Origin of the sequence: Kineosporia babensis (assembly GCF_021129305.1) — a bacterium.
GTDB lineage: Bacteria > Actinomycetota > Actinomycetes > Actinomycetales > Kineosporiaceae > Kineosporia > Kineosporia babensis.
This window is the reverse complement of the sequence record NZ_JAJOMB010000019.1, coordinates 144278-164657: the sequence shown is the minus strand read 5'-3', so window position 1 is coordinate 164657 and position 20380 is coordinate 144278. Positions and strand designations below refer to the sequence as shown.

At 67.7% G+C, this 20380-nt stretch carries 17 protein-coding genes; 10 read left to right on the top strand and 7 right to left on the bottom strand.

Features of this window, described 5'->3' with window-relative positions:
* Positions 1–7: 7 nt before the first annotated feature.
* Genes LR394_RS29430 through LR394_RS29420 form a run of 3 tightly spaced genes read right to left on the bottom strand, consistent with a single transcriptional unit; the run spans position 8 to position 3275 of the window.
* On the bottom strand, positions 8–1831 hold the full coding sequence (locus LR394_RS29430) for an HEXXH motif domain-containing protein (protein WP_231447840.1): 1824 nt from the start codon (positions 1829–1831) through the stop codon (positions 8–10).
* Positions 1828–3093, bottom strand: coding sequence for an FxsB family cyclophane-forming radical SAM/SPASM peptide maturase (locus LR394_RS29425; RefSeq protein ID WP_231447839.1), 1266 nt, complete (start codon positions 3091–3093; stop codon positions 1828–1830). The genes LR394_RS29430 and LR394_RS29425 overlap by 4 nt, the downstream gene beginning before the upstream one ends.
* Positions 3094–3098: 5 nt before the next feature.
* Positions 3099–3275, bottom strand: coding sequence for a hypothetical protein (locus LR394_RS29420; RefSeq protein WP_231447838.1), 177 nt, complete (start codon positions 3273–3275; stop codon positions 3099–3101).
* A gap of 615 nt (positions 3276–3890) precedes the next feature.
* Here LR394_RS29420 and LR394_RS29415 point away from each other — a divergent pair.
* On the top strand, positions 3891–5951 hold the full coding sequence (locus LR394_RS29415) for a S9 family peptidase (RefSeq protein WP_231447837.1): 2061 nt from the start codon (positions 3891–3893) through the stop codon (positions 5949–5951).
* Positions 5952–6064: 113 nt separating this feature from the next.
* Here LR394_RS29415 and LR394_RS29410 read toward each other — a convergent pair whose 3' ends face one another.
* Complete coding sequence (locus LR394_RS29410) at positions 6065–6556, bottom strand: SRPBCC family protein (RefSeq protein WP_231447836.1); 492 nt, start codon at positions 6554–6556, stop codon at positions 6065–6067.
* Between the two features lie 82 nt (positions 6557–6638).
* Between LR394_RS29410 and LR394_RS29405 the strand changes: the two genes are divergently transcribed.
* The 3 genes from LR394_RS29405 (at position 6639) to LR394_RS29395 (ending at position 10495) form a co-directional block, all read left to right on the top strand.
* A complete protein-coding gene (locus tag LR394_RS29405) occupies positions 6639–6992 on the top strand; it encodes a MerR family transcriptional regulator (RefSeq protein ID WP_231447835.1) in 354 nt (117 codons plus the stop codon).
* Between the two features lie 55 nt (positions 6993–7047).
* Positions 7048–8109: an alkene reductase gene (locus LR394_RS29400; RefSeq protein ID WP_231447834.1), complete on the top strand. Its 1062-nt coding sequence runs from the start codon at positions 7048–7050 to the stop codon at positions 8107–8109.
* 502 nt (positions 8110–8611) lie between these two features.
* Positions 8612–10495 (top strand): rhamnogalacturonan lyase, encoded by a 1884-nt coding sequence (locus tag LR394_RS29395; protein WP_269329983.1) that lies wholly within the window; start codon positions 8612–8614, stop codon positions 10493–10495.
* Positions 10496–10563: 68 nt separating this feature from the next.
* Here the strand turns inward: LR394_RS29395 and LR394_RS29390 are convergent, their stop codons facing one another.
* On the bottom strand, positions 10564–11943 hold the full coding sequence (locus LR394_RS29390; RefSeq protein ID WP_231447832.1) for a TolB family protein: 1380 nt from the start codon (positions 11941–11943) through the stop codon (positions 10564–10566).
* A 342-nt stretch (positions 11944–12285) separates the two neighbouring features.
* Between LR394_RS29390 and LR394_RS29385 the strand changes: the two genes are divergently transcribed.
* From LR394_RS29385 to LR394_RS29375, 3 genes are read left to right on the top strand one after another with little or no spacing between them, the layout of a single operon-like run.
* Positions 12286–13953 (top strand): DUF4331 domain-containing protein, encoded by a 1668-nt coding sequence (locus LR394_RS29385; protein WP_231447831.1) that lies wholly within the window; start codon positions 12286–12288, stop codon positions 13951–13953.
* A 12-nt stretch (positions 13954–13965) separates the two neighbouring features.
* A complete protein-coding gene (locus tag LR394_RS43295; protein WP_231447830.1) occupies positions 13966–15261 on the top strand; it encodes a tetratricopeptide repeat protein in 1296 nt (431 codons plus the stop codon).
* A complete protein-coding gene (locus LR394_RS29375; RefSeq protein WP_231447829.1) occupies positions 15261–16913 on the top strand; it encodes a nickel/cobalt transporter in 1653 nt (550 codons plus the stop codon). Before LR394_RS43295 ends, LR394_RS29375 begins: the two co-directional genes overlap by 1 nt.
* Positions 16914–16937: 24 nt before the next feature.
* Here the strand turns inward: LR394_RS29375 and LR394_RS29370 are convergent, their stop codons facing one another.
* The gene (locus tag LR394_RS29370; protein ID WP_231447828.1) at positions 16938–17774 is read right to left on the bottom strand and encodes an NAD(P)H-binding protein; all 837 of its coding nucleotides are present in this window, start codon (positions 17772–17774) and stop codon (positions 16938–16940) included.
* A 140-nt stretch (positions 17775–17914) separates the two neighbouring features.
* Here LR394_RS29370 and LR394_RS29365 point away from each other — a divergent pair, with 140 nt between their 5' ends.
* From LR394_RS29365 to LR394_RS29355, 3 genes are all read left to right on the top strand, one after another.
* The gene (locus LR394_RS29365) at positions 17915–18247 is read left to right on the top strand and encodes a winged helix-turn-helix transcriptional regulator (protein ID WP_269329980.1); all 333 of its coding nucleotides are present in this window, start codon (positions 17915–17917) and stop codon (positions 18245–18247) included.
* Between the two features lie 534 nt (positions 18248–18781).
* A complete protein-coding gene (locus tag LR394_RS29360) occupies positions 18782–18940 on the top strand; it encodes a hypothetical protein (RefSeq protein ID WP_231447826.1) in 159 nt (52 codons plus the stop codon).
* A 10-nt stretch (positions 18941–18950) separates the two neighbouring features.
* Positions 18951–19337: a hypothetical protein gene (locus tag LR394_RS29355; protein WP_231447825.1), complete on the top strand. Its 387-nt coding sequence runs from the start codon at positions 18951–18953 to the stop codon at positions 19335–19337.
* A gap of 6 nt (positions 19338–19343) precedes the next feature.
* Here the strand turns inward: LR394_RS29355 and LR394_RS29350 are convergent, their stop codons facing one another.
* Complete coding sequence (locus tag LR394_RS29350) at positions 19344–20330, bottom strand: flippase-like domain-containing protein (RefSeq protein WP_231447824.1); 987 nt, start codon at positions 20328–20330, stop codon at positions 19344–19346.
* Between the last annotated feature and the right edge of the window lie 50 nt (positions 20331–20380).

Sequence of the window (20380 nt, the reverse complement as noted above, 5' to 3'; positions counted from 1 at the left end):
TGTTTGGCTAGCTGGCCGAGTGTGTCTCGAGCGAGCCCAGCCAGCCGGCCAGCAGCGTCGGATCGACAGCGCCCGGTCCACGCTTCGTGAGGTCCTGATGGACCGCCCGGACTATCTCGGGACGAGATCGCAGCATGCACCCGGCATCTTCGTCCGCCGGTCCCGACGTCAGTGCGAGACCTGCCCAGACGTGGGTATCGTCCGCATCATGCTCGATCATCTTTCGGTAGAGGGCCGCCGCGGCTGAGGTGTCGCCCCGCGCCTGGCTGAGATCGGCGGGCGATGCCTGGGCCAGGAACGGCTCACGTCGTAAGCGCTGGTGCAGCAAAGTCAGGCGGTCGTTCGGTACTGGTGCGAAGCGTCCGGCGACAGGAAGGCACTCCGGCACCGGGCCGGTCGGTGCGGACGCTCCCGCATGCCACTGGTCGGCCAGACGACGTACAGCTTCGTCGTCCGGGCGCAGGTTGCGAAGCCGCCAGGACAACCAGTGGTCAAGGGTGGCCTCGCCGGCTGCACGGCGGGCCTCTTCGGGGACGGGTTCCTGGCGCCAAGAAGCCAGGACCTCGCTCAGGGTGTCCACGAACCGGTGTCCCGCGTCGGTCAGTGCCCCCGAGTCGCTGATCACCGCGGCCGCTCGTGCTGCCTGATCCCGCCAGCGGTCGAACTGGTAGTGCGCGAAAAGAGCATCCGCGGCCGGAGCCTGGAACCGGTGCTGACGCCAGAACGCCGCCACCCCCAGATAGGCGTAGGTGCCCTGGAGCAACCCGGGCAACGGCCGGGGGTCGTCCCGCCAGGGGGCGTACAGAAGCACCTGGATCCCCTGGTCGTACAAGGGGATCAGATCCAGCAGCGCGCTGAGCTTGGAGTGCTGGAACTCGTGCACCAGCCCTTCCGCCAGCGTCGCCGCATCCACCGGTGGGGTCATGGCGGCCGCCCCGAAGGCGTTCACCGCGGTGGCGCTGACACCGCGGCCGTCCGGCGTCTCGATCAGCGGAACCAGACAGAGCAGCCCAGCGGCCAGGCTCCTGGCCAACTCCGGATGATAGGTGCCCAGTAAGGTCCAGGCCTCCCCCAGACGGGTGTTCCACCTGGCGACGACCTCATCGGTCAGATCGCAGGCGACATCGAGTCCGGCGTACTGACGGAACGGATTGTGGTCGTCCAGGCAGACCGTGAGATCGCCTGCGGTTGAAGTAACTTCCAGCCGGCGAAGAGAACGCCAGCCCGGGCCGTCAGTACCCGGGTCGGTGGGCAGACGGACCGAGCACCGGCCCGAACGGATGACGATCCCCTCGGAACTGATCGTCACGCTCGCCGTCGTCCCGGCCCCGGGCTCACCGAAGGACGCCCTGCCGAGCATAGGCAGGATTACCTGACCGTCGTACAGGGGAACCGAGACCTCCCGGTGGACAACCTGACCCGGCTCCGAATGGGAACGAGCCAGGACCGCGCAGGTGGCCGCGATCGCGCCGAGGTGCCCCAGGCCGGTGCCCGTCACCGTCAGGTCCGCATGCTCCGGCTGGGCCGGCGCGGGGCGAAGCCTCGCGACACAGTGCGCGGCCCAGGCTCCGACCGGTGGGTACAGCAGAACCCGCTCGGTGCTGTGCGGCGCAAGTCGGTGGGTGGCTGCCAGCACGTCGTAGGCCGTCTCGGCCGCCGCGACCTCTTCAGCGTTCGCGACACCTTGCGCAGCCAGGTCGAGCATCAGTCGGATCTGCAGCAACCGCTTGCTCACCTGGCCGGCCAGCAGGGTCCCCACCGCAGTCGGCCCGCCGTCGCCGCCGGCCAGGTCGTCGAACTGCCCGGCTGGCACCTGATGCGTGCTGATCACGTCGTGTTCGCCTCCCTGAGCGCCTGAACGTCGTCGAGAAGAACCTGACGGATGTGCTCGATCGCGACCTTCAGGTCGGCGCAGTAGACCGAAGGATTGCGGTATCCGGCTCCGGCCCGGTACCGGTGCGGATAATGTCCCCCACCACACACTTTCATCACCGGACAGGTCCGGCAGCGCTCGGCCAGCGCCCGCGAGCCGATCTGTCGGGCCGCCACCCCCGGGTGAGCCAGAACCTCGTCGAAACTGTTGCGCACCACATCGAAACCGGCGGCCGCCGCGCCGTCATAGGCCGAGCGCAACGAGTCCACCTGCTCGATCGAGCCGTCGGTGTCGGTCACGATCACTCCGACCGGACTGAGACCGATGGACTCGGAGGTGCTCCGGCCGCCGAGCACCAGGTGAATGATCTCGTCGAAGAACCGGATCCCGGTTTCCCGGCGGGGCGCTCGATACCACCGCTCGAACAGGTCCAGGAGCCACTGGGCGTACAGGCCGGGCGTGAACGTCGCCTCCCTGTGCGGCGGCGGACTGCTCCAGTTGCCGTGCGGAAGCAGGAAATCCACGTTCGGGGGCGAGAACTCGAGCAGTGCCTCATAGGTCCGGACCGGATCGGACTCGGCGTCGATCGTGCAGAGGATCCCGGCGAACGCCTCCCGGTACTGCGGCCTGCCCAGCAGCCGCAGTGCAGCCGCCACCTTGTCGTAGCTGCCACGCCCGTCGGCGAAGCGCCGACGCCGGTCGTTGGTCGCGGCGGCACCATCCAGGCTGACCCCGACTCGGATGCCCTGCCGTACCAGGCGAGCCAGAGTCTCTTCCTCCAGCAGCACCGCGTTGGTCTGGATCTGCACCCGGACCGTACAAGAGGCAGGAACCGCCGCCCGGATCTGAGCGGATGTCCGCTCGATCATCTCGATCCCGGCCAGCAACGGCTCTCCGCCGTGCAGAACGACGTCGATCCAGGGAAGACCGTGCTTACTCACGTGCTCGGCGACCCGTCGGGTCAGTGCGGTGACCACCGAGGCCGACATCACCCGTGGCCTGGCCCGCCAGCTCTGGTCAGCCAGCTCGTACATGTAGCAGTAGGTGCAGGCCAGATTGCACCGGTTGTGGATCTTGACGACGAAGTGCCGGAAAGGAACCGGGCGCCAGCCCGTCGCCCTGAGCGCCGGGACGTCCAGAAGATCCAGCGGCCACTCCCCCACTGCTGCCTCGCCCCGGCCTCGCCGGCCGAGGGTCAGGTCAACGACGGGCGGTGACACGCCGGTCAGAGAGCCGCGTTGAATCCCGCGACGACGTCGTGGGATTCAGAAGCGGCGAGCAAACGGTCCAGGGCGCCCTGCAGCACCGAGCCTTCCTCGGCCCGGAGCTCGGTCAGATCGATGTGGCTGACGTCCGGCAAAGGCGAGGAGAGTGGAGCCTCGATCTCGTCGGATCGATCCACTGCGCCGACCGGCGCTTCAGCCGTCCCCGGGGAGGGCACCATGATATTTGAATCCCAGCGTGCTCAGAAACCCGATGATTTGAACAAGCGCGCGCCAACATACCGGTCTGCGACGACGTTCGTGGGCGATTACACGTCCGGGCGTTCACGTCACTTCGGCGAGGCGGTCCGTCCATCACCGTAATCACATGGGCACATCGGTCGATTTCTCACCGGCCGCCATGCCTTACCCGTGCTCCGGACAGCGCCCTCAGTTGGGTAGCTGCGGATGGCCGCCGGAAGCTGAGCGGCACGATAGCTGTGGCGCGCTACGCCGCGCCAGGCTCACCCGGTGCGGGCCTTCGGCTACCCCCAGCTTTCCTGCGCCGCAGACATCTATCGTCCGGCATTGGACGAATGCAGCGAACACCCTTTCGCTACTACCGCAACAAAGGCCTGATTCTTTCACCGAAGGCCTCGTCCGAGGACTCTTAGCGCTTCAGCAGCCACCTTGACCCGTCCGACCTTTGTCAGGAGCCTCGAGACCGAAGGTTCCCCGGCGGCGTCCGCAGACAGCGCAATCAATCCGCCGCTTCCGGGTCGATGCGGACCGGAGGGTTGAGGCAAGCTGATGCCGTGACCTCCAACAGCATCTCGGCCGAGAAGCGGCCCACGGTTCTCAGCAAGCACGGCGACGAGCGGATCGACCCCTGGTACTGGCTTCGGGAGAAGTCCGACCCGGAGGTGATCGCGCTGTTGGAGGCGGAGAACGCGCACCTCAAGGACTACCTGGACGGGACCGGGGAGCTTCAGGACGAGCTGTTCGAGGAGTTCCGGTCCCGGATCCAGGAGACCGACCTGTCGGTGCCGGTGCGCAAGCACGGCTGGTGGTACTACAGCCGCACCGAGGAGGGCCGCCAGTACGGCATCAGCTGCCGCAAGGCCGACGTCGACGGCAAGCCGGGCGAGGACGAGATCGTCCTGCTCGACCAGAACAAGGTGGCCGGCGACGCGGAGTTCTTCTCGCTCGGGGCGTTCACCGTGGCCCCCACCGGCACCCGGCTGGCGTACTCCACCGACCTGACCGGCAGCGAGACGTTCACCCTGCGGGTGCGCGACCTGGAAACGCTCACCGACCTGGACGACGTGATCGAGGGCGTCTACTACGGCGCCACCTTCAGCCGCGACGGCAGCGTGCTCTTCTACACCCGCCAGGACGAGGCCAAGCGGCCTTACCAGGTGTGGCGGCACGTCATCGGCACCTCCGCCGACGAGGACGTGAAGGTGTTCCAGGAGGACGACGAGCGCTTCTTCGTCGGCGTCGGCGGTTCCAAGACCGAGGAGTACCTGGTCATCTCCCTGGGGAGCTCGCTGACCAGCGAGACCTGGCTGCTGCCGGCCGGTGACCCGCTGGGTGAGTTCAAGGTGGTCGAACCCCGCCGGCAGGGCGTGGAGTATCACCTCTCGCACTACAAGGACGCCGAGCGCGACGAGTTCTACGTGACCACCAACGAGGACTCGCCCAACTTCAAGCTGATGGTCACCCCGGCTGCCACCCCGGGCCGCGAGCACTGGCAGGAGGTGATCGGCCACCGCCCCGACGTGAAGCTCGACGGCGCCGAGACGATGGCCGGGCACCTGATTCTGTCCGAGCGGGCCGCCGGTACGGCCCGGATCGCGCTGTACGAGCTGGCCACCGGCACGCACTCGGTGATGGAGCAGCCGGAGACGGTGTACACGGCCGGGGCCGGGGGCAACGCCGAGTTCGACACCCACATCGTGCGCTACTCCTACACCTCGCTGGTCACCCCGCGCTCGGTGTACGAGTACGACCTGCGCAGCGGCGAGCGCACTTTGCTGAAGCAGCAGCCCGTTCTGGGCGGGTACGACGCCTCGGCGTACACCACCGAGCGGGTCTGGGCCAAGGCCGCCGACGGGGTGGACGTCCCGATCTCGCTGGTCTACCGCTCCGACCGGGCCAAGGACGGTGGGCCCGCGCTGCTGTACGGCTACGGCGCCTACGAGATCTCCACCGACCCGTACTTCTCCTCTTTCCGCCTGAGCCTGCTGGACCGCGGCTTCGTTTTCGCGATCGCGCACGTGCGCGGCGGTGGTGACCTGGGCCGGCTCTGGTACGAGGACGGCAAGTTCGAGAAGAAGCCCAACACCTTCAGCGATTTCGTGGCCGCCGCCTCGTATCTCGTTGAGGCGGGCTACACCTCGCCTTCCACGCTGATCGCGCGCGGCGGTAGTGCGGGTGGTCTGCTGATGGGCGCAGTGACCAACCTGCGGCCCGACCTGTTCGCCGGGGTCATCGCCGAGGTGCCGTTCGTGGACGTGCTCACCACCATGCTCGATCCCTCGCTGCCGCTGACGGTGCACGAGTACGAGGAGTGGGGCAACCCGGAGGAGGAGAAGTTCTACAACGTCCTGAAGAGCTACTCCCCCTACGACAACGTGGTGGACGCGGCCTACCCGCAGATGCTGGTCACGGCCGGGCTGAACGACCCCCGGGTGAGCTACTGGGAGCCGGCCAAGTGGGTGCAGAAGCTGCGTGAGCACAACACCGGCTCCAGCCAGATCGTGCTGAAGACCGAGATGGGCGCCGGACACGGCGGCCCCTCGGGCCGGTACGACTCCTGGAAGGACGAGGCGATGGTCTACGCCTGGATCCTGGAGCGTGCCCTCAAGCGCTGATCATGCACGCGTGATGTCCCCTTCCCTCCGCTGGCTTTCCACACCGGCCCCAGGCCGTTTTGATGAGCCTGCGGAGGGGAGCACGGGGGGTGGAATGTCGCATGCCGAGGAGATCAGTCCGCTGCTTCGCGCACGTCCTTTCCCTGCTCGGCGAACGCCTTGAAGTCCTGCATGTGCTGCTGGGACTGCTTGCGGAAGGAACCCGGCATGAGCAGCCCGACCAGCCGCATCACCACGCCGCTGAAACGGAACTCGCTCTCGCTCTCCCACAGGGTCCGCTCCGGCCCGGCCTCGGTGAGCCGGTCGCGCACGACGCTCCGCATGCCCCCGCCGACCGTCTCCCGCTCGTAGTGGACGACCACCTCGGCCGGAATCTCGTTCAGGTCGACCGGGTCCCGGCGGGTGATCGTCTCGGTGAGTTCCATCTCCTGTTGTCCCGAGCGGAACACGACGCGCGACTTCGTCCCGACCTGCCCGTGCACCCCGTTCACCGGCTCGTGCACCACCATTCCGCGCAGCCACTTCGGCAGCTGCTCCGGGTCGGCGAGCAACTGAGCCACCCGCTCGCGCGGCAAGGCAATCTCGATCGTGTTGACGTACTTCATGGCGAGCGTCCCTCCCGGTGACGGCCTGGAGCCCAATCCTTCCAGGCCGGTAATCGGGTCACCTGGGCTTACGCTCGATCGCATGCTTTCGATAGGAGAGCTGGCCGCCCAGGCCGGCGCGACCGTACGAGCGCTGCGCTACTACGAGGAACAGGGCCTGCTGGAGGCTGACCGCACCTCCGGCGGCCAGCGCCGTTACCCCGAATCCGCCGTCGAACGCGTCCGCACCCTGCAGACGCTCTATGCCGCCGGCCTGTCCAGCACATCGATCGCCGCGGTCTGCCCGCCCGACGCCGATCCGCATCCGCACGAGCCGTCGGCCCCCTGCCTGCACCTGCTCGACGCCGAACGCCAGAAGCTGGAACGGCAGGCGCAGGAGCTGAACGCCACCCGAGAACGCCTGGATGCGGTGATTCGGGCGGCGAGCGGCGTGTGACGCCGGTCTCCAGAGCTTGAACCTCACCCCGGCGGAAGCTCTTAGCGTCGCCGGCATGACCAACCTGTTCTCCCCGTTCGACCTGGCCGGCCTGACTCTGCCCAACCGGGTGGTAATGGCCCCGATGAGCCGGGTCCGCTCCAACCCCGAGGGCCTGGCCACCGCGTCCATGGCCACGTACTTCAGCCAGCGGGCCAGTGCCGGGCTGCTGATCACGGACGGGATCCAGCCCAGCCGCCAAGGCCAGGCCAACCCGTCCTCGGCCGGCCTGCACTCCCCCGCCCAGGTGAAGGCCTGGAAGCCGGTCACCGGTGCGATCCATGCCAATGGCGGACGGGTGTTCGCGCAGCTCATGCACGGCGGCCGGATCAGCCACCCGCTCACGTCCGGGCAGCAGCCGGTGGGTCCGTCGGCGATCGCTGCGCGCAACACCATGGTCTTCACCCCGCAGGGCCCGCTGGCGGCACCGGTACCGCGAGCGCTCTCGACGGCCGAGGCCGCTGCCGAGGCACTCGTCTACGGCGAAGCAGCCCGCAACGCCGTCGAGGCCGGTTTCGACGGCGTAGAGTTGCACGGCGCCAACGGTTACCTGATCAGCCAGTTCCTTTCGACCAGTGCGAACCAGCGAACGGACGCGTACGGCGGGTCGATCACGGCCCGCATCCGATTTGCTGTCGAGGCGGTCGCAGGAACTGTGGACGCGGTTGGTGGGCATCGGGTGGGAATCCGGCTGTCGCCCGGGGCGGGGATCTGGGACGCGGTCGAGGAGGACGTTCCGGCGTTGTACACAGCGCTGCTGAAAGAACTGGCCCCGCTGGGCCTGGCGTACGTCCACCTTGTGGCCAGCACGGACGACGAGACCATGCAGAGCCTGCGCCGGGCCTGGCCCGGAACGTTGATCGTGAATCCGGGCGCAGGCACCGCCACCGCCCGGCTCGACGCCGAACGCTGGCTGGCCCGCGGCGCCGATCTGGTCAGTTTCGGCCGGGCCTTCATCGCCAATCCCGACCTGGTCGAGCGGCTGCGGACCGGGCTGCCGCTGACGACGGCCGATCAGGAGACGTTCTACCAGGGTGGGGATCGCGGCTACCTGACCTACCCGGCGTACGCCTACTGACCGGGACGAGCTCACTCGGCTCGACATCCTTAAGGAGAAGCGGCTGTTCGGTCACAGCTTCTGGCGTTGCGCAAACGCCGTCATCGAAGCAACCGAACCGCGGCAGCGCATCAACCAGGCGCGGTGTCTGCGCGGAGCACGGACGCTGTCCTGGGTCGGGCCGGCCGCACTGGAAAACTCTGGGAAAGCGCGGCTCTGGCGGGTTTCGGGGCGATTGCGTGAGCGATACCGCGCCTGTAGCGTTTCAGACCGGCTTTCACCCGAACCCCCGCACGGGGTCCTTCACCGACGTCCGGCCCTTGACCAGGACCGTCGGCTGATCTGCGACGCCCTCGGACGTTTCCGCACTCAGAGCTGACGTCCGTTCACCGACAGGACGTGCTCCGGTCATTGTTGACGGGCGGACGCCCTGATCCGACATTGGGCTCCTTCCAAGTCACCGGACCGGGACCGGGCAGCCTTCACTGACCGGCCCGGACTCGTCAGCCAGAGCGGGGTGCGCATGATTCTCCTGAAACCATTGCACCGGAAGGCCCATTCGAAGCTCCTGCCTTCCTCTCGTCGCCATTGGGCCGGGGCGATAGGCGTAGTCCTGGTCGCCGCCACCCTCAGCGGTGCTGGTGCGACCGCAGCGGCCGCGCAGGAGCAGGTGGCCGAGACCGCCGCCACGTCTGCGGACAGTGGTGAGGTGCTCGACCGAGGGTTGGTGGCCCTGCGCGACGGGGACGACAACTTCCTGTCCTGGCGTCTGCTCGACAGCGACGACCAGTCGGCCGGTTTCGATGTCTACCGCGGCTCCACCAAGATCAACGAAAGCCCGGTCACCAAGGGAACCAACTACGTCGACAAGGACGCTCCGGTCGGCGCCGAGTACTCGGTGCGCCCGGCCGGAAGTGCCCAGCTTCGAACAGCTCAGGAGCAGGTGAGCGCCCTGGCGGCGACGTCGATGGACGTACCGCTGCAACGTCCCTCCGGGGGAACCACCCCGGATGGCGTCGCCTTCACGTACAGCCCTGGGGACGCGTCCGTGGGTGATCTGAACGGCGACGGCTCCTACGAAATCGTTCTGAAGTGGGATCCTTCCAACGCCAAGGACAACTCGCAGTCCGGGTACACCGGCAACGTCCTGATCGACGCCTACACGCTGAGCGGAACCCGGCTGTGGCGCATCGACCTGGGCCGCAACATCCGGGCCGGGGCGCACTACACCCAGTTCCAGGTGTTCGACTACGACGGCGACGGCAAGGCCGAAGTGGCCATGAAGACGGCGGACGCCACCAAGGACGGCACCGGGAAGGTGATCGGCTCGTCCTCGGCCGACTACCGCAACTCCAGCGGCTACATCCTGACCGGCCCGGAGTACCTGACCGTCTTCAACGGCCAGACCGGGGCTGCTATGGCCACCGCCGACTACGTTCCGGCCCGGGGAACGGTTTCCTCCTGGGGCGATTCGTACGGCAACCGCGTGGACCGGTTCCTGGCCGGCACCGCGTACATCAACGGTTCGTACCCCAGCATCATCATGGCCCGGGGCTACTACACCCGCAGCGTGGTGGCGGCCTGGGACTTCCGCAACGGCACCCTGACCCGGCGCTGGACGTTCGACAGCAACTCCTCCACCAACGGCTCGGCCTGGACCGGGCAAGGCAACCACCAGCTCTCGATCGCCGACGTGGATGCCGACGGCAAGGACGAGATCATCTATGGGGCGATGGCGATCGACGACAACGGGGCCGGACTCTGGCGGACCGGTCAGGGGCACGGTGACGCCATGCACGCCGGCGACCTGATTCCCAGCCGGGCCGGGCTGGAAGTGTTCAAGGTGGACGAGGACGGCAGCAAGTTCGCTGCCTACATGGCCGATGCCCGCACCGGGGCGATCATCTGGTCGAACCCGAGCTGTGGCTGCGACAACGGACGAGGCGTATCGGCCGACATCTACGCCGGCAGCCCGGGCGCAGAGTCCTGGTCCAGCGCGGTGAGCGGCCTGCGCAGCAGCACCAACGCCGACCTCGGCCGCAAGCCCTCCAGCACGAACTTCGTGATCTGGTGGGACGGCGACGCCCAGCGTGAACTGCTGGACGGCAACCACATCGACAAGTACGGCACCAGCGGCGACACCCGCCTGCTCACCGCGGACGGCGTCTACGCGATCAACGGCACCAAGTCCAACCCCTCCCTGCAGGCCGACATCCTGGGTGACTGGCGCGAGGAAGTCATCTGGCCCACCACCAGCAACACGGCGCTGCGGATCTTCTCGACCACCGAGCCGACCAGCATCTCGCGACCCTCGCTGATGCAGGACCGGATGTACCGCGAGGCGGTGGCCTGGCAGAATACGGCCTACAACCAGCCCCCACACACCAGTTTCGCGATCGGTAACTAGGGTCTGTCCTGCGGACGCGGGTGGCCGCCGGTTCGCTGACCGGCGACCACCCACGTCCCTGGTCGGTGCTACTTCGTGAACCGGTGCAGGTACAGGTCGTTGTTCGGGTTCGCCGGGCCCTCGACCAGGTTGTCGGCGCTGGAGTCGAACACGACCGTCCGGCCGCCCGCGCTGATGGTGGTGCCGAAGGTGCCGCTCGAGCCGTTGGCCAGGGCCCCATCGACCCCCACCGAGGCCTTGACGATCTTCGTGTTCTTCAGGTTGCGCACGAAAACGTCGACCTCGGTGCCGGAATCACCCGCCACCAGCTCGTTGCTGCCGGACTGGAACACCACGAACTGGCCGTCCGGGGAGATCTCCGCCACGGCGCTGTTGGCGATGGCCACGGTGCCGATCAGGGTCCGGGCGGCCGCCTCGGTCTTGCCGGTCCTGCGGTCGTAGACGTACACCTGGAAGGTCTCACCGGTGTCCTGGCCGGTCAGGCCCTTGATGGCGTACCCCTCGTAGGCGATGACCCGGCCGTCGGCAGAGATGCTGGGAGCGTCGGCGGCGCTGCCGTCGATGGGCTGCCCACCGGTGATCTGCTCCCCGTTCGGCCCGACCGAAACCCGGGTGGTGCGGTGGTTGTCGAGCGTGTGGACGAAGATGTCGGCCAGGTTGTTGGTGTCGTTGCGGACCAGGTTGTCATCGCCGGAACGGAACACCACGGACTTGCCGTCGGCAGAGATCGCCGGTGCGAACGAGCCCCGGTAGGGCGAGTTCGTGGACGAGCTGCCCTGGGCTCCCGAGGACGAGACACTGACCCGGGTCACCTTGCCGGTCGAGCGCTTCCAGACGAAGACGTCGCTGGTGCCGTTGGTATCGCCGGCCACCAGGTCGGGGTGGGTGGACGAGAAGGCGATGGTGTTGCCGTCCGCCGAGATCGTCGGAGAGTCGAAGTTGCCGTCATCACCGAGGTTCTCGGAGATCACCTTGGTGGTCCGGCCGGTCTTCAGATCCTTGACGAAGATCTCGTTGGCCCGCACGGACGTGTCATCCCCGGCGACCAGGTTGGTCGCCGCGGAGACGAACACGACGTAGCGGCCGTCCGGGGTGATGTCCGGGAAGAGACTGTCGTCATTGGCCGGCTGGCCGTTCAGCCCGGTCGAAACCTTGGTGATCTTACGTGTCTTCAGGTCCTTGACGAAGACGTCCCACGAAGAGCCGCCCTCCGGCGTGGCCGTGAGGTTGCGGGCCGAGGAGTCGAACACCACGTACCGGCCGTCCGGCGTGATCTGCGGATGCCAGGTCTGCCCGTCCTGAGCCTGACCGTCCGGCGAGATGGCCACCACCTCGGTGTTTCCCGGAACCGGCGCGGCCAGGGCCGGCGAGGCGGCCAGGGCGGTGACCGCCAGGGCCGAGACTGCTGCGGCCCCCAGGCCGCGCTGGATCGACGCACGTTGCTGCACTTTGAGTCCCCACTCCAGATTGTTCCTGTGCTGTTGAATTCCCCCGAGGAACAACGGCGTTCACCAGCCCCCTGCAGTGAACTACGAGCGCCGCCGGTGTGGTCATCGCACCCACCGTCCGAAACGTTACATATGGGGCACGCCTAAAACCGGACGGACTGGCGGCCCTCCGACCGCGCATGACCCGGTCCGGGAACTGCGGCCACCACGCCGGGTCGGCGGATGGTGCCCCACACCCCCTGGGTGTACGTTCCGTGATGCCAGAGCACTCAATGTGATCATTTCTCTGGAGAGGTTTTCACGGGCCGGGTTCGGAACCAGGCCCTCAACGGGGGAGCAAGCGTGGGGAAGCAGCGAGAAAGATCTACGGTCAAGACAGTTCGGCGAAGAGTCGGTGGCCTGGTCGTGGTCGGCCTGACCACCGGAACGGCCCTGGCCGCCGGAGTCGGGCCGGCCTCGGCCTCCAGCCACCGGGAGGCACCGCTCACCGCGGGCGACCCGAAGATCGACAACACCGACCTGTACGCGTTCGTCAGCCCGGACAAGAAAGACACCGTCACCCTCATCTCGAACTGGCTGCCGTTCCAGGAGCCGAACGGCGGGCCGAACTTCTTCCCGTTCCAGGACGGCGCGCACTACGACATCAACATCGACAACGACGGCGACGCGGTCGCCGACCTGATCTACCGCTGGATCTTCACCACCCAGGACGATCGGGGAACCAACACCTTCCTGTACGCGAACGGTCCGGTCACCTCTTTGCAGGACGAGAACCTGCTGTTCAAGCAGACCTTCACGCTGCAGAAGATCGTGGACGGGGACGTCGAGAACGCCACCACCGTGGCCAGCGGCCAGGCCGCCCCCTCGGACATCGGCGATGCCACGATGCCGAACTACCGCAAGCTGCGCGACTCCTCGTTCGAAGACGTGACCGGCGGCGGCAGGACCTTCGCCGGGCAGGCCGACGACCCGTTCTTCCTCGACCTGCGGGTGTTCGACCTGCTCTACGGCGGCAACCTGAAGAAGGTCGGCACCGACACGCTCTCCGGGTACAACGTCAACTCGATCGCCCTGCAGGTGCCCAAGTCGGAACTGGCGATCGCCGGGGACGCCACCAAGAACCCCGTGATCGGGATCTGGAGCACCACCTCCAAGCAGACCCTGACCCTGAGCCCGGGCAAGGCCGAGCCGACCGGCGAGCACGTGCAGGTCTCCCGCCTGGGCAACCCTCTGGTCAATGAGGTGGTCGTGCCGACCGGGCTGAAGGACGCCTTCAACTCCATCGATCCGGCCACCGACCACACGGTGACCGAGGTGGTGAACAAGGTGCTCGAGCCCGAGCTGCCGCAGCTGATCGAGTCGATCTACAAGGTCAAGGCCCCGGCCACGCCGCGCAACGACCTGGTCGAGATCTTCCTGACCGGCATCGCCAAGAAGGCCCCGACGCTGGACAACTCCACCGCGCCGATCCAGGCCGACCTGAACTCGCAGATCCTCAACCAGGACGCCGACGCCACCCGTTTCGTGCCCTCCGAGATGCTGCGACTGAACATGGCCGTGGCGCCGACCAAGAAGCCGAACCGGCTCGGCGTCATCGGCGGTGACTTCCAGGGCTTCCCGAACGGGCGCCGGCTGGGCGACGACGTGCTGGACATCGCGCTCCAGGCGGTCGAGGGAGCGGCCCAGACCGGCAAGATCGTCCCGGCGCTGAAGGCCGGCGACAAGGTCAACGCCAACGAGCGCCGGTTCGGGTCGATCTTCCCCTACCTGAGGCCGCCGAACACCTCGATGCCGGTCAGCTACAAGGCCAAGTCCATCGACATGCAGCCCACCTCGGCGCAGGCGGTCGCGGAAATCCCTTCCGGGCCGTCCAGCTCGTCACCGCCGTCCCCCGGCGGTAACGCTCCGGCGCTCGCCGGCGGGCTCGGGCTGCTCCTGGCCGGGGCCGGCACCTGCACCCTGGTCCGGGGTCGCCGGATCCGCCTGCAGCCCGCAGTTCAGCCGGCCTGATCCATCACATCGGTGACGAGACCTTCGCTCGCGCCGATCGCCGCCGTGGCCGCTGGGATTCTTCTCCTGGCGGCCGCGGGGGTGACGGCGTTCCAGAGTCCACCCGAGCAGCCGCGTTCGGAACTTGCGGCTTCGGCTCCTCCGGCCGATCCGATCACTTCTGTGCAGGGGCATCTCAAGGAGTACCCGGACGATGCCACCGGCTGGGCCACGCTCGGTCATGCCTACCTACAGCAGGCCCGGATCAGCGGCGACCCCACCTATTACCCGAAGGCCGAGGGCGCTCTGAAGAAGTCGCTGGCCCTGCAACCGAAGAAGAACGCCACCGCGCTGAGCGGTCTCGGGGCCCTGGCCAACGCCCGACACGACTTCACGCAGGCCCGGGACTGGGCCCGCCAGGCTCAGGCCGCCGACCCGTTCGACGCCACCGCCCGGGCCGTGGAGGACGACGCGCTGACCCAGCTCGGCAACTATGCCGGGGCCCGGCTCGCCGCACAGAAGATGCTCGACCTGGAGCCCGGCGTCCCCTCCTTCACCCGGGCCTCTTACCACTTCGAGATGGACGGGAACCCCGCATCCGCCCGGAAGGCCCTGGAACGCGCCCTGGCCGAGGCCACACAACCCTCCGACATTGCCTACTGCCGCTACTATCTCGGCGAACTGGCCTTCAACGAAGGAGACCCGGCTCAGGCCCAGCCTGAGTACCAGGCCGGGCTGAAGGTGGATCCGGAGAACGCCCAACTGCTGGCCGGTCTGGCCAAGGCACGCGCCGCCACCGGTGACCTCGACGGTGCCCGGGCCGACTACGCCGCCGTGGTCGCCCGTCTGCCGCTGACCCAGTACCTGCTGGAGTACGCCGAACTACTGCAGACCATGGGCCGCGAGGACGAGTACCGCCAGCAACTCGACCTGATCAGCGCGCAGGACCAGCTGATGGCGGCCAACGGCGCACGGGACGACCTGATGGCCTCCCAGGTGGCGGCCGACCACGGTAAACCCGAAAACGCCGTCCGCCACGCTCGGGCCGAATGGTCGCTCCGCAAGAGTGTTCTGGTGGCAGACGCCCTGGCCTGGGCCCTGCACCGGGCCGGTAAGAACGACGAGGCACGGCAGTACGCGATCACGGCCGGAAAACTTGGCTGGCGCAACGCGACCTTCAGCTATCACCGGGGCATGATCGAGCTGGCCCTCGGAAACCGCTCCGACGCGCGCCGGCATCTGGCCCGGGCCCTGGAGATCAACCCGCACTTCTCGCTGGTCCAGGCGCCCAAGGCGAAATCCGCGCTGAATTCCCTGAAAGGTTTGTGATGAGGCGCGTTCTCCTGATCCTGGCCATGCTTTCTGGCGCACTGGTGGCCCAGGCCGGCGCCGCGCAGGCCCTGGCGGCACATCCTTTGGGCAACTTCAGCGTCAATCACTACGACGGGCTGCGGTTCTCCCCCGGTCAGGTCGAGGATCTGGCGGTCGTCGACAGCGCCGAGATTCCCACGATCCAAGAGCGAGCAATGGTGGACGCGGACGGAGACGGATCTGTCTCCGTCGCCGAGCGCTCTGCTCACGCCACTGGATCGTGCGCTGAACTGGTGCAGGCGATCTCCCTCACGATAAACGGGAACGTCGTGCCGTTCACCGTGAACCGCAGCTCGTTCGAGTACCTCCCCGGGACCGCCGGGCTGCAGACCAGCCGCCTGGAATGCGCTCTGACCGCTCAGGTTCCGGATATCGGCGAATCCGCTCCGGCCGAGTTCCGCAACTCCTACCACAGCGAGCGGATCGGCTGGCGCGAGATCACCGCCACCTCCAGCCCGGGAGTGCGACTGAGTGCCTCGTCGGTACCGGCCGGCACCATCAGCCAGGAACTGCGCTCCTACCCCGACGACCTGCTCAGCTCACCCCTCGACCTCACCGAAGCGTCCCTGACCCTGGCCCCGGGAACTGGCGTTTCCGCGTCCTCTGCCGTTGATCTACCGACCGCCGGAATTCTGGGGCGCTGGACCGGTGCTCTTTCCGACCGGTTCGACGAGTTGGCCGCCACCCGTGACCTGACCCCGGCGGTGGGCGTGCTCGCCGTGCTGCTGGCGATGATTCTCGGGGCTTCGCACGCGGCCCTGCCCGGGCACGGAAAGACCGTTATCGCCGCCTATCTCGCCGGTCGCAGCGGAACCCGGCGAGACGCGATCACCGTCGGCCTGGCTGTCACGGCCACCCACACCACCGGCGTGATCCTCCTCGGCCTCCTCCTCAGCGCTGCGGCCGCCGTGGCCGGAGAGACCGTGCTGGCCTGTCTCGGAGTGGCCAGCGGCCTGATGATCGCGGTGATCGGCGGCTGGCTCCTGAGTTCAGCCGTGCGACACCACCGGCCCGGCGACCCTGGTGGGCAAGTCATCGACCTCACGACCGATGCTGCGGTGCCCGTCCATCAGGTCCTGCGAGCCCCCGGGAACACCAACAGCACCGCCTCGATCGTCGCCGAACCGGTTGCTCCACCGGCACACGGCCACGGACACGGCCATGGTCACGGGCACGGGCACGGGCACGGGCACGGGCACGGGCACGGGCACGGCCATGGGCACCCTGGCCTGGGCGGCTCAGCCGACCACGCCGCCTCCCGCACCCCCTTGCACCGGATGACCCTGATCGGGATGGGCGTGGCCGGCGGCCTGGTCCCCAGTCCTTCGGCGCTGGTGGTCCTGCTCGGCGCAATCGGCCTCGGCCGGACCTGGTTCGGGATCCTGCTGGTCATCGGCTACGGCGTAGGAATGGCCGGCCTGCTCACCGCGGTCGGTCTCCTCCTGGTCCGCTTCACCGACCGCCTGCGTGACGACGCCCTCCCCCGCTACCGCTTCCTGCGAAACCTGGCCAGCCGCTGGGCTCGCTGGGTCCCGTGGGCAACAGCATCCCTCGTCCTGATCGTCGGTCTGGCCCTCACCGCCCGCTCGGCCAGTTCCCTCACCGGTTGAAGCGAACAGCTGAGGCCCGCGTGTTCAAGGCCTGAACGCCGCGATGTTGCGCCGTGCCCAGTAGTCGAAAACGTGAGGTGGGCGCCCCAGGACCCGCTCGACGTCCGGGCTGATCTGCTGCTCGGCCGGGGTAGGTCGGCCGAGGATGTCCAGGGTGCCGTCTATGACCGGCTCGGGCATGAACTGGAGCATCTGGGCCCGGGCCTGTTCGGGGGTCTGCTCGACGAAGCGGAGGTTCTCGCCGAGCGCTCGGCCTAGTGCAGCAGCCCGTTCGCGGGGTGTGCTCAGGGCCGGGCCGGTGAGTTCGTAGGTCTGCCCGGTGTGCTTGTCGTCGGTCAGGGCGGCCGCTGCGACGGCGGCGATGTCGTGCGGATCGATCAGCGGGAGTCCTACGTCGGCGAAGGGGGCGCTCACCTCGTGGTTCCGGCGCACAGACTCGGCCCACGCGAAGGTGTTGGAGGCGAACCCACCCGGCCGCAGAATCGTCCACGTGGGCACCGAGGTGCGCACCGCGTCTTCAAGTTTGCGTAGTGGCTCGTGCGAGAGCGATTGGGGACGCGTGCCGGCAGCCTGGGAGGAGAGCAGAACGACCCGCTCTACCCCGGCTTGGGCGGCAGTCTTCAGGAGGCGGGGCGGATCGAGGTGCGCTCCGGCTCCGGCGACCAGCAGGAACAGGGTGCTCGCGCCGGTCCAGGGCAGCGTTTCCGGCTGGGCCAGGTCGGCTCGGTGATGCCGAACTCCGTCGGGCAGTCGGACGGGCATCTGCCCGCGCGATACGGCTGTCACTTCGTGCCCGGCTTCGTGCAGGAGCTCGACCAGCACGCGGCCGACGTTTCCGGTGGCGCCCGTCACGATCATCATCGGTAGCTCCTTCAGGTGCGGGATCGTCTGCCGCTCCGGCTGGTGCGACGATCCGAACCTATCCACCCACTTACAGTGCTTACCTAGAGGAAAGTGACTGCGGCCAAGGAGATCACGTGCAGAATCAGCAAGCCCCGGAGATGTCCTGCCCGGTCGCTCCGGTCGTGGATCTGGTCTTCAGCCGGTGGACCACCCCGATCCTGTGGACGCTGAACTTCGACGGCCGCCAGCGGTTCAGCGAACTGGAACGGCGCATCGAGACGATCACGCCGAAGGTCCTCACCGAGCGCCTGCGCCAACTGGAACGCGACGGTCTGGTCTCGCGGACCTACCACCGGGAGATCCCGCCGCGGGTCGAGTACCAGATCACCGAGCTGGGAAGCAGTCTCGCCCCGCTGTTCGCGCAGCTGGCGCACTGGGGCACCGCGCATCTGCCCGACGTGGAGCAGGCCCGCCTAAGCTACGACGCCTAGGTTTGTCAAAGCCCGTCTGGACGTGGTGGTCACCGTTGGTACGGTCGGCGACCACCGCGTCTCTCATTGGCTTTCTGAATCATCTGGCGCGGCGGTACAGATTCAGATCCTGGACCAGGTTGCCGGCCTGTGCTCTCTGGGGCGGATGATGTTTTCGTTGAACGTATTTCGCGGTCTCGCAATCCCTTGAGGCACTCGCGCTGCCCTCACCACGCTGCCTGCTTCCACTCTCGGCCAGTCGTCCGTTTTGATGTGCCCGCGGACGGGTCTGGCCCGGGGGCAGACACGAGGGCGAAATGTCGAAGGCCAAGGAGCTCAGTACCAGGGTCAAGGGATTGGAGGTGCGGATCGACGAGTTGGTCACGCGAGCTGATGAGGCAGCTCAGTACGCCCTCGAGGAGGTCGAGACCTGCGTTCAGCACGGCTGGGACGGGGTGGGCGGTGCGCTGTCCTCGGCAGGCGAGGCGCTCGAGAAGATCATGCGGGAACTCGGGCAGGCCGAGTCGCCGTGCGCGCTGGCCGCCGAGTTCCGAGATGGTGCGCTACCGCAACGTGGTGATGGATCCCGAGAATCCCATCGGCCGGTTGCGCATCATTGCCAGCACGGCCGCGGCCGCAGACTTTCTGGGTCGACGCGCCCGACAAATTCTCGGTCCTGATGTCGATCTTGACGTTCGTCACGTGGAACCCTGAAAGGACTGAGATGCCCGAACGGCTCATCGTCGTCGCACCGGAACCGAGCGACTTCCACATCACCCGAGAGCAGTTCCTCGCGGCCATGCCCTACTGGGAACCGCACGCCCGGCTGGCCGGATCGGTGAGCGACGATGACCCGGTCGACGCGAACATCCAGGTCGACCGGCCAGATGAGTACTTCTTCCAGATCTTCCATTTCCAGAACGAGCGAATGCTGTCCACCGACGGCAACTGGGAGCAGGCCGTGGAGTTCGCGATCTGGGCGGTGAACTCGTTCCCCAAGCAGGGTGACGGGGAGCTCTGGCTGGTGGACCAGGCGTACACCGGGCACGTCGTTCTCACCCCGGGGATGCCTGCCGAAGCTTTCGAGACCACGTGGGTCGAGCACGACTGAAAGGGCTCAGGCGGTGGCCGGGCGAGCGGTGAGGTGGTGGCGCACCCGCCAGCCCACGATCACCGCGGCCCCGACCGGGATCTCCAGCAGGAACGTGAAGAAGCGGTAGAGCAGGGCGCCGGCCAGGGCCTTGGCCGGTTCGACGCCGGCCGCAGTAAGACAGGTGAAGATGGTCAGCTCGGCTGCACCTGCCCCGCCCGGTGTCAGGGGCACGGTGGTGACCATTCGCTCGATTCCGACCACGGCCAGGATCAGCAGGAACGACTGGTGCACGCCGAGGCCGAGCAGGCACAGGTGCAGCAGGATGCCGAGCAGGAGCATGTAGCACAGGCCGCTCAGCACCAGCTGCACCCAGGATCGGCGCAGCGCCACGCCCATGTCCTCGCGCAGCGCGTTCAGAAGTGCCCCGACCCGGCGCCCGGCCCAGGCGGTGACCTGGCCCCGGGCCAGCACCAGGCAGACCAGGACCAGGAGCCCGCCGGTGGCCGCGCTGGCCCAGACCGGGGTGGAGCCGATCTGCGCGCCTGGGCCGTAGGCCATGAACCAGGTCAGCGAGATCGCGCCGAACAGCACCCGCAGCAGCACGGTGTAGATCTGGTTGAGGGTGAAGTAGCTGGTCATCGCGCGGGCGCTGAAGCCCCAGGACTTGATCATGGCGGCGCTGACCCCGAAGCTCAGGGCCCCGCCCAGCGGCAGGCTGTTGGCCACCGCGCTGCCGGCGAAGCACAGGCTCAGCGCCTTGCCCAGGCTCAGGCCGGGCAGGCAGGCGGTGACCTGGCCGGCCCGGGCGCAGTGCCCGGCCCACCAGAAGAAGGTCAGCGCCGGGATCCAGAGCATCTCGACGCTCAGCAGGGTGTGCCCGGCCTCGCTCCAGCCCGCGCCCATCTGCGAGATGGTGCGCACGACCAGGTAGATCATCGCCGGGATGGTCAGCACGAGCAGCGCGTTGCCGGCGTGCCGGCGGTGCGCGACGACGAACTGCCACGGGTTCATGGCCTCATGATGCGAAGGTGCCGCTGAACGTGGTGGTCCGGAACGAGTTG

Coding starts and splice junctions, on each gene's coding strand:
- LR394_RS29360 (WP_231447826.1), top strand. CDS start 18,782: ATGGTGCGCTACCGCAACGTGGTGATGGATCCCGAGAATCCCATCGGC.
- LR394_RS29410 (WP_231447836.1), bottom strand. CDS start 6,556: ATGAAGTACGTCAACACGATCGAGATTGCCTTGCCGCGCGAGCGGGTG.
- LR394_RS29350 (WP_231447824.1), bottom strand. CDS start 20,330: ATGAACCCGTGGCAGTTCGTCGTCGCGCACCGCCGGCACGCCGGCAAC.
- LR394_RS29400 (WP_231447834.1), top strand. CDS start 7,048: ATGACCAACCTGTTCTCCCCGTTCGACCTGGCCGGCCTGACTCTGCCC.
- LR394_RS29365 (WP_269329980.1), top strand. CDS start 17,915: ATGTCCTGCCCGGTCGCTCCGGTCGTGGATCTGGTCTTCAGCCGGTGG.
- LR394_RS29395 (WP_269329983.1), top strand. CDS start 8,612: ATGATTCTCCTGAAACCATTGCACCGGAAGGCCCATTCGAAGCTCCTG.
- LR394_RS29370 (WP_231447828.1), bottom strand. CDS start 17,774: ATGATGATCGTGACGGGCGCCACCGGAAACGTCGGCCGCGTGCTGGTC.
- LR394_RS29405 (WP_231447835.1), top strand. CDS start 6,639: ATGCTTTCGATAGGAGAGCTGGCCGCCCAGGCCGGCGCGACCGTACGA.
- LR394_RS29375 (WP_231447829.1), top strand. CDS start 15,261: ATGAGGCGCGTTCTCCTGATCCTGGCCATGCTTTCTGGCGCACTGGTG.
- LR394_RS29355 (WP_231447825.1), top strand. CDS start 18,951: ATGCCCGAACGGCTCATCGTCGTCGCACCGGAACCGAGCGACTTCCAC.